12 protein-coding genes are annotated in these 15,658 nt (G+C 67.3%); 4 read left to right on the top strand and 8 right to left on the bottom strand.

Translation table 11 applies throughout. The features are described 5' to 3' along the window. Positions 1-17 precede the first annotated feature (17 nt). From cmk to BLP95_RS05075, 6 genes are all read right to left on the bottom strand, one after another. Positions 18-710, bottom strand: coding sequence for a (d)CMP kinase (cmk, locus tag BLP95_RS05100; RefSeq protein WP_089677354.1), 693 nt, complete (start codon positions 708-710; stop codon positions 18-20). Beyond that, positions 707-3,025 (bottom strand): bifunctional prephenate dehydrogenase/3-phosphoshikimate 1-carboxyvinyltransferase, encoded by a 2,319-nt coding sequence (locus BLP95_RS05095; protein WP_425402541.1) that lies wholly within the window; start codon positions 3,023-3,025, stop codon positions 707-709. The genes cmk and BLP95_RS05095 overlap by 4 nt, the downstream gene beginning before the upstream one ends. A gap of 9 nt (positions 3,026-3,034) precedes the next feature. Then, positions 3,035-4,126, bottom strand: coding sequence for a prephenate dehydratase (gene pheA / locus BLP95_RS05090; RefSeq protein ID WP_089677352.1), 1,092 nt, complete (start codon positions 4,124-4,126; stop codon positions 3,035-3,037). Positions 4,127-4,129: 3 nt separating this feature from the next. After that, complete coding sequence (gene serC / locus BLP95_RS05085) at positions 4,130-5,233, bottom strand: 3-phosphoserine/phosphohydroxythreonine transaminase (RefSeq protein WP_089677351.1); 1,104 nt, start codon at positions 5,231-5,233, stop codon at positions 4,130-4,132. A gap of 31 nt (positions 5,234-5,264) precedes the next feature. After that, positions 5,265-7,967, bottom strand: a complete 2,703-nt coding sequence (gene gyrA / locus BLP95_RS05080; RefSeq protein WP_089677350.1) for a DNA gyrase subunit A — start codon at positions 7,965-7,967, stop codon at positions 5,265-5,267. A 109-nt stretch (positions 7,968-8,076) separates the two neighbouring features. Continuing rightward, on the bottom strand, positions 8,077-8,496 hold the full coding sequence (locus tag BLP95_RS05075) for an acyl-CoA thioesterase (RefSeq protein ID WP_089677349.1): 420 nt from the start codon (positions 8,494-8,496) through the stop codon (positions 8,077-8,079). Between the two features lie 165 nt (positions 8,497-8,661). Between BLP95_RS05075 and BLP95_RS05070 the strand changes: the two genes are divergently transcribed. From BLP95_RS05070 to BLP95_RS05055, 4 genes are all read left to right on the top strand, one after another. Further along, positions 8,662-9,585 carry a recombination-associated protein RdgC gene (locus BLP95_RS05070; RefSeq protein ID WP_089677348.1) on the top strand — a complete coding sequence of 308 codons (924 nt, stop codon included), beginning with the start codon at positions 8,662-8,664 and terminating at the stop codon, positions 9,583-9,585. Positions 9,586-9,590: 5 nt separating this feature from the next. Then, positions 9,591-10,799 carry a 1-acyl-sn-glycerol-3-phosphate acyltransferase gene (locus tag BLP95_RS05065; RefSeq protein WP_089677347.1) on the top strand — a complete coding sequence of 403 codons (1,209 nt, stop codon included), beginning with the start codon at positions 9,591-9,593 and terminating at the stop codon, positions 10,797-10,799. A gap of 86 nt (positions 10,800-10,885) precedes the next feature. Next, positions 10,886-11,602, top strand: a complete 717-nt coding sequence (locus tag BLP95_RS05060) for a transglutaminase-like cysteine peptidase (protein ID WP_089677346.1) — start codon at positions 10,886-10,888, stop codon at positions 11,600-11,602. Between the two features lie 11 nt (positions 11,603-11,613). Beyond that, positions 11,614-13,530: an EAL domain-containing protein gene (locus BLP95_RS05055; protein ID WP_089677345.1), complete on the top strand. Its 1,917-nt coding sequence runs from the start codon at positions 11,614-11,616 to the stop codon at positions 13,528-13,530. Positions 13,531-13,605: 75 nt separating this feature from the next. On the opposite strand, the gene BLP95_RS05050 is transcribed toward BLP95_RS05055, so the two are convergent. After that, complete coding sequence (locus tag BLP95_RS05050; protein ID WP_089677344.1) at positions 13,606-13,944, bottom strand: tryptophan synthase subunit beta like protein; 339 nt, start codon at positions 13,942-13,944, stop codon at positions 13,606-13,608. Positions 13,945-14,034: 90 nt separating this feature from the next. Next, the coding region (locus BLP95_RS16645) for an immunoglobulin-like domain-containing protein (protein ID WP_143004401.1) at positions 14,035-15,658 on the bottom strand (1,624 nt) is incomplete at its 5' end.

Genomic DNA, 15,658 nt, shown 5'->3' with positions numbered 1-15,658 from the left:
GGCGCCGCAAGGGAGTTTCAGGCGTCGGGGAGCAGACCGCGTTGGGTCAGAAGCTCCGTCAGCCGATCCACCACTTCCGGTATCGTCAGGCGCGTGGTATCAAGCGTGATGGCGTCATCGGCCGGCTTGAGTGGCGCCACGCTGCGCTGCATATCGCGGGCGTCGCGCGCCTGAATCTCCTTCAAAAGACTCGATAGACTAGCATCCACCCCGGCCTCCCGCAACTGGCGCTGGCGGCGGTGGGCTCGCTCCTCGGCCGAGGCGGTGAGGAAGATCTTCAGCGGTGCCGCGGTGAACACCACGGTGCCCATGTCACGGCCGTCCGCCACCAGGCCCGGGGGCTTGCGGAAGTCGCGCTGACGGCTCAGCAGCGCCTCGCGTACCGCGGGCAGCGCGGCGACCCGGGAGGCGGCATCACCCACCTGCTCGGTGCGGATGGTGGTGGTGGCATCGTCGCCCTCCAGCAGCACCCGGGTGGCCTCGGCCTCGGCCACGAACACCACGTCGAGGTGACGGGCCACCTCGGCCAGCGCCGCCTCGTCGTCGAGGGCCACGCCATGGCGGCTGGCGGCCAGGGCGGTCAGCCGATAGAGGGCGCCGGAGTCCAGCAGGTGCCAGCCCAGGCGCTCGGCGACCAAGCGGCTGATGGTGCCCTTGCCGGCCCCGCCGGGGCCATCGATGGCCAGTACCGGAATCTCGGATCCGCTCATGCGCCCTCCTCGCCGCTCTCTTCCTCAAGGGTCAGCCCCACCTTGCGCGCCAGGTCGACGAAGCCGGGGAAGGAGGTGGCGACGTTGGCGCAGTCATCGATGACGATCGCGTCGCTCGCCCGCAGGCCGGCGATGGTGAACGCCATGGCGATGCGGTGATCCTCCAGGCTGTCGATCCGCCCGCCGCCATAGTTGGGACCCTCGTGACGGCCTCCTCCCATGATATCGATGCCGTCGGGATACAGGGTGTGTTCGACGCCGATGGCGGCCAGGCCGTCGGCCATGGCCTGCAGGCGGTCGGACTCCTTGACCCTGAGCTCCTCGGCGCCGCGCAGCCGGGTCACGCCCTCGGCGTTGGCCGCGGCGATGAACAGCGCCGGGAACTCGTCGATGGCCAGCGGCACCTGGTCCACGGGGATCTCGATGCCCTTGAGCGGCGTGTAGCGGATATGCAGGTCGGCCACCGGCTCGCCGCCCACCACGCGCTCGTTCTCCTGACGCAGGTCGGCGCCCATCAGCCGCAAGATGTTGATCACCCCGATGCGGGTCGGGTTGATGCCGACGTGCTCCAGCACCAGGTCCGAGCCCGGGGTGATGGCCGCCGCCACCAGGAAGAAGGTGGCCGAGGAGATGTCCGAGGGCACGTCGATGGGCGCGGCGGTCAGCTTGCCACCACCCTCGAGCCAGCAGATGTCACCCTCGCGCTGGACCGCGTAGCCGAAGCCGGTCAGCATGCGCTCGGTATGGTCGCGGGTCGGCGCCGGCTCGCGCACCCGGGTCTCGCCCTCGGCGTAGAGGCCGGCGAGCAGCAGGCAGGACTTCACCTGGGCGCTGGCCATGGGCATGTCGTAGGCGATGCCCTTGAGCGTCTTGCCGCCATGGATATGCAGCGGCGGGCGACCGCCCTCGGCGGTATCGATCTCGGCGCCCATCAGGCGCAGCGGGTCGGCTACACGCCCCATGGGGCGCCTGGTGAGGGAGGTGTCCCCGGTGAGCTCGGTGTCGAAGGCCTGGCCGGCGAGCAGGCCGGCGAACAGGCGCATGGCGGTGCCGGCGTTGCCCACGTAGAGGGGACCGGACGGCGCCTTGAGGCCGTGCATGCCCACGCCATGGACGGTCACCCGCCCCTGGTGCGGGCCCTCGATGGCCACCCCCATCTCGCGGAAGGCCTGCAGGGTGGCCAGGCTGTCCTCGCCCTCCAGGAAGCCCTTGATCTCGGTAACCCCCTCGGCCAGGGCGCCGAGCATGATGGAGCGGTGGGAGATCGACTTGTCGCCGGGGACGCGGATGCGCCCGGTCACGCCGCCACCGGGGCTGACCCGGTAGCGCAGCTTGCCTTGCTGTTGCATCTGGTATTCCGCCTGATAACTGGTCTTGTTGAGCAGGGTGTCGAAGTAGTGGCGCGCATGGCTGGCACGGTCGAAGGTCGCCAGCATGGCGTCGCCATCGCCGCGCTCCACGGCGTCGCGCAGCCGCGCCACGCCGGCCTCGAAGTCCTCCAGGGAGGTAAGCACGGCGTCGCGGTTGGCGATGAAGATGTCGCGCCACATCACCGGGTCGCTGCCGGCGATGCGGGTGAAGTCGCGAAAGCCGCCGGCGGCGTAGCGGAAGATCTCGAGGCGCTCGTCCTGGCGCGCCAGGGTATCCACCAGCGAGAAGGCCAGCAGGTGCGGCAGGTGGCTGGTGCGGGCCAGCACCTGATCGTGACGCGCCACGTCCATCTCCAGCACCTCGGCGCCGCAAGCCGCCCACAGCGTGCGCACCCGAGCGAGCGCCGCCGGGTCGGTGTCGGGCTCGGGGGTCAGGATCACCTTGTGGTCGGCGTAGAGCGCGGGGTTGGCCGCCGCCACGCCGCTCTTCTCGGAGCCGGCGATGGGGTGGCCGAGCACCAGGCTCGGCGGCATGCGCCCGAAGGCAGCGACGGCACCGTCGCGGATGGCCGCCTTGGTGCTGCCCACGTCGGTGACCACCACCTGCGGGGCGGCGCGGCCCAGCAGGCCGGCGAGCTCGCCCATCACGCCGCGCATCGCCAGCACCGGCACCGCCAGCACCACCAGGGTGGCGCCGTCGATGACGCCTTCGAGGCGGGTGTCACCGCCGTCGATCAGGCCCATCTCGATGCCCCGGGCGATCTCATCGGCATCCGGGTCGCAGGCGAGGATCTCCGCCCTCTTCACCGGCCCGCCCCCACCGGCATCGTCGCTATCGCGACGACCGAAGCCTGCCTCACGCAGGGCCGCGGCCAGGGAGCCGCCGATCAGGCCCAGGCCGACGATCAGGATGCGCGCTTCGGCGACCGCGGATGGCTCCGTCACCGCCATGCCTCAGAGCACGCCGACCGGGTAGGAGCCCAGCACCTTGACCTCGGCGGCGCGCAGGCGCACCTCCTCCAGCACCGCGGCGACCCGCGGCTCGTCGCGGTGGCCCTTGAAGTCGATGAAGAACACGTAGTTCCACACGCCGCTGCGCGAGGGGCGGGTCTCCAGGCGGGTCATGTCGATCTGGTGGCGATGGAAGGGCTCCAGCAGGTCATGCAGGGCGCCGGGCTGGTTGCGCATGGCCACCACGATGGAGGTCTTGTCCTCGCCGGACATCGGCACGTCCTGGTTGCCGATGATCAGGAAGCGCGTGGAGTTGTCCGGGCGGTCCTCGATCTTCTCGGCGAGCCGCGTCAGGCCGTAGAGCTTGGCGGACATGTCGCCGGCGATGGCGGCGCTGTGCCACTCGGTCTTGACCAGCCGCGCCGCCTCGGCGTTGGAGGAGACCGGCACCCGCTCGGCCTGGGGGTAGTGGGCGTCGAGCCACTTGCGGCACTGGGCGAAGGACTGCGGGTGGGAGTAGATGCGTGAGACCTTGTCCTGGCGGGTGGTCTCGCCCACCAGCAGGTGATGGTGGATGCGCAGCACCACCTCGCCGCAGATGCGCAGGCCGGAATCCATGAAGGAGTCCAGGGTGTGGTTGATCACCCCCTCGGTGGAGTTCTCCACCGGCACCACGCCGTAGTTGACCGCGCCGGCCTCCACCTCGCGGAACACCTCATCGATGGCCGCCATGGGCAGGCTGACCGCGCTCTCGCCGAAGTGCTTGAGGGTGGCCTGCTGGGTGAAGGTGCCCTCCGGGCCCAGATAGGCGACCTTGATGGGCTGCTCCAGGGCCAGGCAGGCGGACATGATCTCGCGGAACAGTCGGGCGACCTCCTCGCTGTCCAGCGGCCCCTTGTTGAGCGCCATGATGCGGCGCAGCACCTGGGCCTCACGCTCGGGGCGGTAGAAGACCGCCCGGGGGTCCTCGGCGGTCTTCACCTGGGCCACCTGCTGGGCGGCGGCGGCCCGCTCGTTGATCAGCCGCAGCAGCTCGCTGTCCAGGTCGTCGATGCGGTGGCGCAGCGCCTCGAGATCGATGGGAGTCTCGCTCATCCCTCAGCCCCTTCTCTGTTCAAAGTCGGTCATGAAGTCGATCAGTGCGTCCACGGCGGCCTCGGGCACGGCGTTGTAGAGGCTCGCGCGCATGCCGCCGACGCTGCGGTGCCCCTTGAGGTTCAACAGCCCCGCCGCCTCGGCCTCGGCCAGGAACGGCGCGTCCAGCCGCTCGTCGGCGAGCACGAAGGGCACGTTCATCCGAGAGCGGTTGGCCGGGGTGATGGGGTTGGCGTAGAGCCCACTGGCGTCGATGGCGGCATAGAGCTTTGCCGCCTTGCGGGCGTTGATCGCCTCCATGGCGGAAAGACCGCCGATGTCGTCCTTGAGCCACTCGAACACCAGACCCGCCAGGTACCAGCTGTAGGTGGCCGGGGTGTTGACCATGGAGCCCGCCGCGGCGAGCTCCTTGTAGGAGAACAGGGTCGGCATGTCGGCGCGGGCGCGGTCGAGCAGGTCGTCGCGCACGATCACCACCACCAGGCCGGCCGGGCCGATGTTCTTCTGGGCGCCGGCGTAGATCACCCCGAAGCGCGAGACATCCAGGGGCCCGGAGAGGATCGTCGAGGACATGTCGCCAACCAGCGGCACCTCGCGCCCGTCGGGACGGAGCGCCTCGGGGAGGTAGTCGAAGGCCAGGCCCCCGATGGTCTCGTTGGCGGTGTAATGCAGGTAGGCCGAATCCTCGGCGAGGCGGATCGCCTCCGGGCGCGGCACCGCGGTGTGGCCGTTCTCCTCGCTCGAAGCGGCGAGGTCCACCTCGCCGAAGAGGTGGCGCGCCTCCTTGATCGCCTTGCGGCTCCAGATGCCGGTGTCGACGAAGCTCGGCCGCCCGCCCTCGCCAAGCAGGTTGTAGGGCACCGCGGCGAACTGCTGGCTGGCCCCGCCCTGGGTGAAGAGCACGCGGTAGTTGGCGGGAATCGCCAGCAGCTCGCGCAGGTCGGCCTCGGCCTTCTCGGCGATGGCGACATACTCCGGCGAGCGGTGGCTCATCTCCATCACCGAGAGGCCGCGGCCATGATAGTCGAGCATCTCGTCACGGGCCCGCTCGAGCACCGCGGTGGGCAGCGCCGCCGGGCCGGCGCAGAAGTTGAAGTGGCGTGTCATGCGTCCTGAATCTCCCCTGGGGTCAGACCCCTCAATCCGCTTCGGGGGCTGCCCCCGCGTCCTCTTGGCCATCCTGATCGAGGATCTCGGCCTCCTCCGGCGTCTCTTCCGGCTCGTCGATGCGTACCGTCTTGACCAGTGTCTCGTCGTTGCCCAGGCGGATCAGCATCACGCCCTGGGTATTGCGCGAGCTGATCGAGACCTCGTCGACGCGGGTGCGCACCAGGGTGCCGCGATCGCTGATCAGCATCATCTCGTCGGAGGCGTAGACCTGCATGGCGGCGACGAGCGCGCCGTTGCGCTCGCTGGTCTGCATGGCGATCACGCCCTGGCCGCCGCGGCCGCGCAGCGGGAACTCCTCGAGGCGGGTGCGCTTGCCATAGCCGTTCTCGGAGGCGGTGAGGATATAGATCTGGCCGCCGTTGGCCTGCTCGATGGCGGCGCCCTCCTCGCCCTCGGCCTCGACCCCGACCCCGTTCTCCACGCCGGCCTCGGCATCGATCTGCTGGCTCTGGGGGATGATCAGGCTGATCACCTCGGCGTCATCCAGCAGGCGCATGCCGCGCACGCCGCGGGCGGTGCGGCCCATGGCACGTACGTTGCCCTCCTCGAAGCGGATCGCCTTGCCGTTGGAGGAGAGCAGCATGACGTGGTCGCTGCCCGAGGTGATCTGGGCGCCGACCAGGCGGTCGTCATCGTCGAGATCGATGGCGATCAGGCCCACGCTGCGCGGCCGCGAGAACTGCTCGAGGCTGGTGCGCTTCACCGTGCCCTTGGCGGTGGCGAAGAAGATGTAGCTCTCGGGGTCGTAGTCGCGCACCGGCAGGATGGCGTTGATCGCCTCGCCCTCGTCCAGCGGCAGCAGGTTGACCAGGGGCTTGCCACGGGAGCCGCGGCTGGCCGCCGGCATCTCGTAGACCTTGAGCCAGTAGACCTTGCCGCGGTTGGAGAACAGCAGCACGGTGTCATGGGTGGAGGCCACCAGCAGGTGCTCGATGACGTCCTCGTCCTTCATGGCGGTGGCCGACTTGCCGCGTCCGCCGCGGCGCTGGGCCTGGTAGTCGGAGAGCGGCTGGGTCTTGGCGTAGCCGGAGCGGGACACGGTGACCACCATGTCCTCCTCGGCGATCAGGTCCTCGATGGAGAGGTCGAGGTGGCTGGCCTGGATCTCGGTCTTGCGCGGGTTGCCGAACTGGTCGCGCACCGCGGCGAGCTCCTCGCGGATCACCTCCAGCAGGCGTTCGGCGGAGGCCAGAATCGCCATCAGCTCGGCGATCTTCTCGAGGATGCCGAGGTACTCGTCGAGGAGCTTCTCGGTCTCCAGGCCGGTCAGGCGGTGCAGGCGCAGCTCGAGGATCGCCTGGGCCTGGGCCGGCGAGAGGCGGTACTCGGTGGCCGAGGGGTTGAGGCCGAAGCCCTCCTCGAGGTCCTCGGGCTTGCAGGAGGTGGCCCCGGCGCGCTCCAGCATGCCGGTGACCTGCCCCGGCGACCAGTTGCGCGCGAGCAGCTTCTCCTTGGCCTCGGCGGCATTCGGCGAGGCCTTGATCAGCTCGATCACCTCGTCGATGTTGGAGATGGCGACGGTGAGGCCCTCGAGGATATGGCCCCGCTCCCGCGCCTTGCGCAGCTCATAGAGGGTACGCCGGGTGACCACCTCGCGGCGGTGGCGGATGAAGGCCTCGAGCACCTCCTTGAGGTTGAGGGTGCGCGGCTGGCCATCCTCCAGGGCGACCATGTTGATGCCGAAGACGTTCTGCAGCTGGGTCTGGGCGAAGAGGTTGTTGACCACCACCTCGCCGGACTCGCCGCGCTTGACCTCGATCACCACCCGCAGGCCGTCCTTGTCGGACTCGTCGCGCAGCTCGGCGATGCCCTCGATGCGCTTCTCCTTGACCAGCTCGGCGATCTTCTCGATCAGCCGCGCCTTGTTCACCTGGTAGGGCAGCTCGGTGACGATGATGTGGTCGCGGCCGCTCTTGTCGTCGTGCTCGATGGTATGACGGGCGCGCACGTAGATGCGCCCGCGGCCGGTGCGGTAGGCCTCGAGGATGCCGGCACGGCCGTTGATGATGCCCCCGGTGGGGAAGTCCGGCCCGGGGATGTGCTCCATCAGGTCGTCGACGGTAAGGGTGTAGTCGTCGATCAGCGCCAGGCAGGCGTCGATCACCTCCACCATGTTGTGGGGCGGGATATTGGTGGCCATGCCCACGGCGATGCCAGAGGAGCCGTTGACCAGCAGGTTGGGCACCTTGGTGGGCAGCACGTCCGGGATGCGCTCGGTGCCGTCGTAGTTGTCGACCCAGTCGACGGTCTCCTTCTCGAGGTCGGCCAAGAGCTCATGGGCCAGGCGCGACATGCGCACCTCGGTGTAGCGCATGGCCGCGGCGCTGTCGCCGTCGATGGAGCCGAAGTTGCCCTGGCCGTCCACCAGCACGTGGCGCATGGAGAAGTCCTGGGCCATGCGCACGATGGTGTCGTAGACGGCACTGTCACCGTGGGGGTGGTACTTACCGATGACATCGCCCACCACGCGGGCGGACTTCTTGTAGGGCTTGTTCCAGTCGTTGCCGAGCTCGTGCATGGCGAACAGCACGCGCCGGTGCACCGGCTTGAGGCCATCGCGCACATCCGGCAGCGCCCGGCCGATGATCACGCTCATCGCGTAATCGAGGTACGACTGCTTGAGTTCGTCCTCGATGTTGACTGGCAGAATCTCTCTGGCGATGTCACCCATGGGTCGTCGAATCCTTTGCACTGCAAGAGGTTGGCCGCCCGCCGTGGCGTTGCCCGGGGCGCCATAACAGCGTCACATCATACCACCCCGGGCGAGGCAAAGGCAGGCGCTATTCGACCACCAGCGGGGCTAGCAGGGTGCGCAGCTCACCCTCGATGGGGATGGCACGGTTGGCCGCCACGTCGAGCAGCACGAAGGTGATGGTGGCGCGACTGATCAGGGCGTCGTCAGCGACCCGGCGGATCTCCTGGGCCATGCGCGCGCTGCGCGAGCCCAGCTCGCAGAGGCGGCTATCGATGGCCAGGTCGTCGCCGGCCACCGCCGAGGCGCAGTAGTCGATGTTGAGGTTGACCGCCACGAAGGCGATGTCGCCGCGCTGCAGGCGGGCGAACAGCTCGGGCCGCGCGTCGAAGTAGGCCCAGCGCCCCTCCTCCAGGAACTCCAGGTAGCGGGCGTTGTTGACGTGGCCGTAGCCATCCAGGTGGTAGCCGCGCACGCGCAGGGTGGTACGGGTGGATCGTGGGTCCATGGCAGGGCTCCGTCATGGGAAGTTGGATGGGGTGCGGGCCTCGATTCTAGGCCCGCGATCGCACCACATTCAAACACTCGTTTCAAGTCCGGCCCAGCATCCAGGCTGGCACCCCCGCCCCCCTTCGGTGATAATGGCGCCCCTTTTCTGCGGGAAAAATGCTTCATGTGGTTCAAGCACTTACACCTCTATCGGCTGCACGATGCCCCTGAGCTGGACGCCGCCACCCTGGAAGAGGCCCTGGCCGAGCAGGCCGCCCGCCCGCTGGGCGGCCAGGATCCGCGCCGCCTGGGCTGGACCTTCCCCGGCGGACGCGCCGACACCGCCCGCCTCCACGAGCTGCAGGGCCAGCGACTGCTCAGCGCCCTGCGCCAGGAACGCCTGCTGCCCGCCGGCGTGGTCAAGGAGGAGGTCGACGAGCGCGCCGCCGAGGTCGAGGCCCGCGAGGGACGCAAGCTGCGCCGCCAGGAGAAGCTCACCCTCAAGGAGCAGGTGGTGGAGGAGCTGCTGCCACGGGCCTTCGTGCGCAGCCAGAGGGTCGACTTGTGGTGGGACACCCGCCGCCGGCTGATCGGCATCAACGCCAGTTCCCGCACCCGCGCCGAAGAGGTACTCGACCTGCTGCGCGAGACCCTGGGCAGCCTCAAGGTCACCCCGCTGGCCACCCAGACCCTGCCCATGCGCGCCATGACCCAGTGGCTGACCGACCCCGCCTCGCGCCCCGCCGACCTGGTGCTGGGCGACCAGGTAGAGCTCAAGGCCAAGGGCGACGACGGCGTGCTGCGCGCCCGCCAGGTCGACCTCGACAGCGACGAGATCCAGCAGCTGCTGGAGAGCGGCCGCCAGGCCAGCAAGCTGGCCGTGGAGATCGAGGGGCGGCTAAGCTTCGTGCTGCATGACGACCTGGCGCTCAAGACGCTGCGCTTCGGCGACGCCCTGATCGACGAGGCCAACGCCGCCGACGACGGCGACGACGCCCTGCTGCGCCTGGAGACCGATTTCGTGCTGATGGCCCAGGCCCTGGGCGAGAACATCGAGCGCCTCATCGCCTGGTTGGGCGGCGAGGCGGGTACCGCAAGCGACGCCTGACCACCATGACCGAGACCCGACCCACCAGCGACGCCCGGGATCCCTGGGCCGAGATCCGCCCCTACCACGACGACGAGGTCGCCGGCGTCCTGGCGCGCCTGGCCCACGAGCCGGAGCTGCTCGACGCCCTCACCCGCTACCGCCTGCCGCGGCTCTCCCGGGTCATGCCGGGGCTCTCGCGTGCCCTGGCGAGCCTCGCCATCCGCCGCCAGGTGCGCGGGGTGGAGAGCGTGCAGGGCTTCCAGCAGCGCGTCGCCGGCTACATGGAGCGGATGATCCGCACCACCACCGACGCCTTCGAGACCGAAGGCCTCGACGCCCTGGACCCGGGCACCGCCTACCTGTTCATCGGCAACCACCGCGACATCTCGCTGGACCCGGCCTTCGTCAACTACGCCCTCTACCTGGCCGGGCGCGACACGGTGCGCATCGCCATCGGCGACAACCTGCTCAAGAAGCCCTACGTCACCGACCTGATGCGCCTCAACAAGAGCTTCATCGTGCCGCGCAGCGCCCGCGGCAAGCGCGCCATGCTGGCCGCCTATCAGAAGCTCTCCGGCTATATCCGCCACTCCATCACCGCCGACAACCACTCCATCTGGATGGCCCAGCGCGAGGGGCGCGCCAAGGACGGCATCGACCGTACCGACCCGGCGATCATCAAGATGATGACCATGGCGCGCCGTGCCGAGGACCGCCAGGCGGGCCTCGGCGAGGCGATCGCCGAACTGCGCCTGGTGCCGGTGGCGATCAGCTACGAGTACGACCCCTGCGACGTGCAGAAGGCCCGCGAGCTGTACGCGGTGCACCACGAGGGGGCCTACCAGAAGGCCCAGTACGAGGACATCCAGTCCATCGTCGCCGGCATCACCGGCCACAAGGGGCGGGTACGGCTCAGCTTCGGCACGCCGCTCGATGCCTCCTTCGATGCCCCGGATGCCGTCGCCGCCGAGATCGACCGCCAGGTGCTCGCCGGTTACCGCCTCTTCCCCAGCCATCAGCTCGCCCTGGAGACGCTGGGCGCCGCGCCCGAGCTGGTCGACCTCGCGGAGGTCACCGACGCCGACCGCGCCCGCTTCCAGGCCCGCCTGCAGCAGGTGCCGGCCGAGCTGCGCGACTGGTGGCTCGCCCAGTACGCCAACCCGGTGCTCAACAAGGCCGGCCACGCGCCCTTCGACCCCGCCGCGGCCGAGCGGGACAGGAACGCCGACTAGCCCGCACGAGCCCCGCCGCGGGGCTCGCATTGCCGTGCCCGGGCACCTAGACTTCAGCAAACCCTGATCCATCATCAGAGCCGCCCATGCCCGCCGCCCTGCCCGCCTCCTCTCGCCCGCTCGCCTCGCGGTCGCGCCGCCGCTTCCTGGCGGGTCTCGTCGGGGTGATGGCCGGCGCGGCGCTGGGGCTGAAGCCGGGCATGGTGGGCGCCAACCTCGACCCCTCGCGGCTGCGCCAGAGCATGCAGCGCCAGTACGGCCAGGGCGGAATGAGGGTGCTGGAGGAGTGGTTCGCGCTCCTCGACCGCCTGGCCGGGGCCGAGCTGCAACGCCAGCTCGAGGGAGTCAACGACTTCTTCAACCGCCGCATCCGCTGGATCGACGACATCCGGGTGTGGGGGCAGGAGGACTACTGGGCGACGCCGCTGGAGGCGCTGGGCAAGGGCGAGGGGGACTGCGAGGACTACGCCATCGCCAAGTACGTCACCCTCAAGCAGTTGGGGGTACCCGGCGAGCAGCTGCGCATGATCTACGTCCGCGCCCGCATCGGGCGCAGCAGCATCACCCAGGCGCACATGGTGCTGGGCTGGTACGAGACGCCCTCGGCCCAGCCGCTGGTGCTCGACAACCTGGTGCCGTCGATCACCCCGGCCGAGTACCGCACCGACCTCGACCCGCTGTTCAGCTTCAACAGCCAGGGGCTATGGGCCGGCGGCAGCAGCCAGTCCCGCGCCGACCCCTTGGCGCGGCTGTCGCGCTGGCGGCGCGTCATCGATCGCATGCGTGACCAGGGATTCATCTAGGGAGAGCCATCATGTCGCTAATCAAGCAGCTCTGGTTGACCATCGTGGTGCTGCTGTTGCTCGCCTTCGGCGGCAGCCTGTTCATCGGGGTCACCACTAGCCGCGCCTACATCGAGCAGGAAGTGGAGATCAAGAACCGCGACAACGCCAACGCCCTGGCGCTGACCATGAGCCAGATGGAGAAGGACCCGGTCACCATCGGCCTGCTGCTGGCCGCCCAGTTCGACACCGGCCACTATCGGCGCATCGAGCTGCGCGACCCCGAGGGCGGCGTCATCGACCTGCGCGAAGGCCCCGAGGCGGTGCCCGAGGTACCGGGCTGGTTCGTCGACCTGGTGCGCTTCGAGGTCGCCCCCGGCCGCGCCGTGATCCAGGACCGCTGGAACCAGTACGGCACCCTGATCCTCGAGAGCCAGCACAGCTTCGCCTACCGGTCGCTGTGGCGCAGCACCCTGGAGCTGATGGGCTGGTTCGCCCTGGCCGGCGTGCTCAGCCTGGCGCTGGCCGCCCTGATCGTGCGCGGCATCCGCCGTCCGCTGCGCCGGGTGGTGGAACAGGCCCGGGACATCGGCAACCGCCGCTTCACCACCTCTCCCGAGCCGCGCACCCGCGAGCTCAGGGAGGTGGTGCAGGCCATGAACCAGCTCTCCGGCTCGGTGGCCGAGATGCTCGGCCGTGAGAGCGAGCGCCTCGACCTGCTGCGCAAGCGTCTACAGCACGACGCCGTCTCCGGCGTGCTCAACCGCGAGGCCTTCATGCACCAGCTGCGCATCATGCTGGAGAGCAACAACCGCCGCGCCACCGGCACCCTGCTTCTGGTGCGCGTGGCGCGGCTGGGCGAGGTAAGCGAGGCGCTGGGCCACGCCGACACCGACAAGCTGCTGCACGACCTGGCCCAGAGCCTGGAGCAGCTCGGCGAGGTCCGCGGCGAGGGCATCGCCGGTCGCCTCTCCGGCACCGACTTCGCCCTGCTGATACCGGCCAGCACCGACACCGCCGCCATCGGTCAGGAGCTGACCCAACGGCTGGCCGCCCTCAAGGAGCAGCAAGCGATCCGCCTCGGCCTGCCCTCGTCGCTGATCGCCTATGCCCAGGGCGACCGCCCCCGCGCCCTGCTGGCGAGCCTCGACGGCGCCCTCTCCACCGCCGAGAACCGCGGCGACCTCGCCCAGCTGGTGGCCGAGGGGCAGCAGCGCCTGCCGCTCTACCAGAGCCACACCGAGTGGCGCCAGGCGCTCACCCAGGCGCTAGACGATGGCGTCTACCTGGGCCGCTTCCCGGTGCTCGACGCCGAGGGCAAGCTGCTGCACCTGGAGTGTCCGTCGCGCCTGCGCCTCAAGGGCGAGTGGCGCCCGGCCGGCATCTTCATGCCGTGGATCTCGCGCCTCGGCCTAGACGCCCGCCTCGACCTGGCGGTGGCCCGCGAGACCCTGCGCGAGATCAACCGCCACGGCAAGCCGCTGGGTATCAACCTCTCCCCCGCCTCGGTGCGCGACGGCCGCTTCGTGATGGATCTCAGCGGCCTGCTGCAGAGCAACCGCGAGGCGGCCCGGCAGCTGTGGATCGAGGTGCCCGAGGCCATGGTGATCCATGACCAGGAGAGCTTCCGCAGCCTGTGCCGCCAGCTCCAGCCCCTCGGCTGCAAGCTCGGCCTCGAGCACGTTGGCCGCGAGTTCCGTCGCATCTCAGACCTCAAGGACCTGGGGCTCGCCTACCTCAAGATCGACGCCTCCCTGGTACGCGGCATCGCCGACAGCCCCGAACGCCAGACCCTGCTGCGCGGCATGGCCACGCTCTGCCACTCCATCGGCATCCTGGCCATCGCCGAGGGCGTCGACAGCCTGCAGGAGTCCGAGCTGGTCCATGAGCTCGGCATCGACGGCGTCACCGGCCCCGGCATCCGCCAGCTCGATCGCCCCGGCGGCTGAGAACCAGGCCCACGAAGAAGCGCCGCCTGGCAAACAAGCCAGGCGGCGCTTTCGTTATGGGCCGTAACATTGCACTTAGATCACCCCGCTCTCCTCATCCTCCGAGCCCACCAGGTGCAACCCATTGAGCCGGCGACGCAGCGACTGGCGCTCCATCACCTTCTCCTGGGCCGCCTCCGGCAACTCGGTAAAGCTGATCACGCCCTTGTCCATCAACAGCTCGAGCACGTCCTCCAGTACCCGCACGAAGGCCAGATCTGTCGCCTGGAAGTAGGCGCGTCCACGACTCGACTCCCCCTCGGTCAGGAACGCCAGCAGCTCCGGCGAATCCGCCGCCAGGTACTCGTCGCACTCCGCCGTCACCTCCCGGCTGACCAGCTCGATGCGACCGTCACTGTCGCGCTTGATGTACATGGGTGAGCTCCTGAACAGGGTATGAAGGCAGCTTAGCAAAAAGCCCCGCCCGAGTAACCGGGCGGGGCGAGATTGGGTCAAATTAACATGTTATTGATCGATATTTATCTGACCTGTTTCGATAAGGTGCTGGATAAGGTCTTCACCATTATTAAAGGGCGCATCGGTATCAGGATCATTCCAGCTATCGAAACCTTTACCTTCAAGCTTGATGACTTGGTCAGCATTGGCTCCATCGCTATCTATGGCTCCATCGCCTCCATCGTGCTTGATGTAAAGAAGCAGATTTCCATCATCAGCACCCTCACCTTCCTTGGCAACAATATAGTCAGTAATTGCATTAGATTCTAATTCTTCACCCTGAAGAAGATCGGAGATATCCAAGACATCATCGCCATCGCCAAAGTCAGTTACAGTGTCCTCAGCAGGAACGGAGGGCGAACTCTGATCGCCTAAGTTCCAGACAAAGGTGTCGGCGCCTAAGCCACCGATCATTGTATCGTTCCCCGAGCCGCCGGTGAGGGTATCATTACCGGAACCACCAGCCAAAAAGTCATCACCTTCATCACCATATAGTGTGTCATTTCCCTCACCACCAGATAGTGCATCGTTGCCTAGGCCTCCTGCCAATATGTCATCGCCGCCACCACCACCAAGCAGATCATCCCCACTGCTACCGGTTAGATTATTGCCATTCTTATCACCATACTGCTCGAGACCATCGCGATCACCGTAGTCAGCATCATTCAATACGATAGAAGTATCTCCGGGCTGGACTTCCACCTCGAAGAAAGCGTCATAGTTGTTACCTGTTCCCAACTTTATACCTCCGGAATCCGAAATACTGGTTCCTTCCACTACAAAGTCGGTAATTATCACCTTATCACTGACACTCTCCTCGTTGCCCATATACAAGACGTTAATAGTATATGGTTGACTTGGGTCAATATCAAAACCTACATCCAGCGCGAGTGAAGCTCCCTGCCCTTGAGCATCTAGTGCCAATACGCGCGTATAACTGTTTTCTCCCTGAGTAAACAGAATTTGTATGTACTGAGTGTTGACGTTTGTGTTCGTTATTATGTCTAGGTTGAGAATATTGGGTGGTGACCCAACATTCGCAGTGCCTTCATGAACAAGGTTTTCATAGTTCCCCCCGTCATAACTACCGACTTTAATTTCATAGCTTTGCCCAATAGACACAGGAACATCAGCAGTACCTTCGGTCGATTCTGCCTGAATTATTATGGTGACCGGTACGCCATCTTTCATGATGACATCGCCGTTATCGTCGACTAGGTTAAGAGTCAGGTCAGATTCAGGAGCATTATCGACTGTTGCAGTGACAGTGGCTACAGTTCCACCTTGGGTCGCTTCAGAGCCAGTCAGGGTTACGAAACTGTCATTAATAGTGTCGGTAATCGTCACCGTTGCGGTGTCAGTGGTGTCCAGCGCTTCGTAGTTGCCGCCACTGGTGGAAGCAATGCTGATCGGGAAGCTGTCAGCATCGAGGTAAACGTCTTCACCCTGGGCTGGCTGCGGCTCCGAACTGCCAGTCAACGCACCGTCGGCAAAGTTGATCACCACGCCGTTGTTCAGCGTCACGCTGAAGGCACCTTGCGGGGCGTTGTCCACGCTCGCGGTGTAGACCAGCTGTTGCGCTTCGTTCACCGTCACGTCGTCCAGCGTCACCGTGGTGGTGTCAGTGGTGTCG

It is taken from the genome of Halomonas shengliensis, from assembly GCF_900104135.1.
GTDB lineage: Bacteria > Pseudomonadota > Gammaproteobacteria > Pseudomonadales > Halomonadaceae > Halomonas > Halomonas shengliensis.
The sequence above is the reverse complement of the archived record's forward strand: the minus strand, read 5'-3'. Positions and strand labels throughout refer to the sequence as shown.

Excerpts from the sequence above, each read along its gene's own strand:
- BLP95_RS05065 (WP_089677347.1), top strand. The coding sequence starts at position 9,591 with ATGACCGAGACCCGACCCACCAGCGACGCCCGGGATCCCTGGGCCGAG.
- cmk (WP_089677354.1), bottom strand. The coding sequence starts at position 710 with ATGAGCGGATCCGAGATTCCGGTACTGGCCATCGATGGCCCCGGCGGG.
- BLP95_RS05075 (WP_089677349.1), bottom strand. The coding sequence starts at position 8,496 with ATGGACCCACGATCCACCCGTACCACCCTGCGCGTGCGCGGCTACCAC.
- BLP95_RS05070 (WP_089677348.1), top strand. The coding sequence starts at position 8,662 with ATGTGGTTCAAGCACTTACACCTCTATCGGCTGCACGATGCCCCTGAG.
- BLP95_RS05050 (WP_089677344.1), bottom strand. The coding sequence starts at position 13,944 with ATGTACATCAAGCGCGACAGTGACGGTCGCATCGAGCTGGTCAGCCGG.
- BLP95_RS05055 (WP_089677345.1), top strand. The coding sequence starts at position 11,614 with ATGTCGCTAATCAAGCAGCTCTGGTTGACCATCGTGGTGCTGCTGTTG.
- gyrA (WP_089677350.1), bottom strand. The coding sequence starts at position 7,967 with ATGGGTGACATCGCCAGAGAGATTCTGCCAGTCAACATCGAGGACGAA.
- BLP95_RS05060 (WP_089677346.1), top strand. The coding sequence starts at position 10,886 with ATGCCCGCCGCCCTGCCCGCCTCCTCTCGCCCGCTCGCCTCGCGGTCG.
- pheA (WP_089677352.1), bottom strand. The coding sequence starts at position 4,126 with ATGAGCGAGACTCCCATCGATCTCGAGGCGCTGCGCCACCGCATCGAC.
- serC (WP_089677351.1), bottom strand. The coding sequence starts at position 5,233 with ATGACACGCCACTTCAACTTCTGCGCCGGCCCGGCGGCGCTGCCCACC.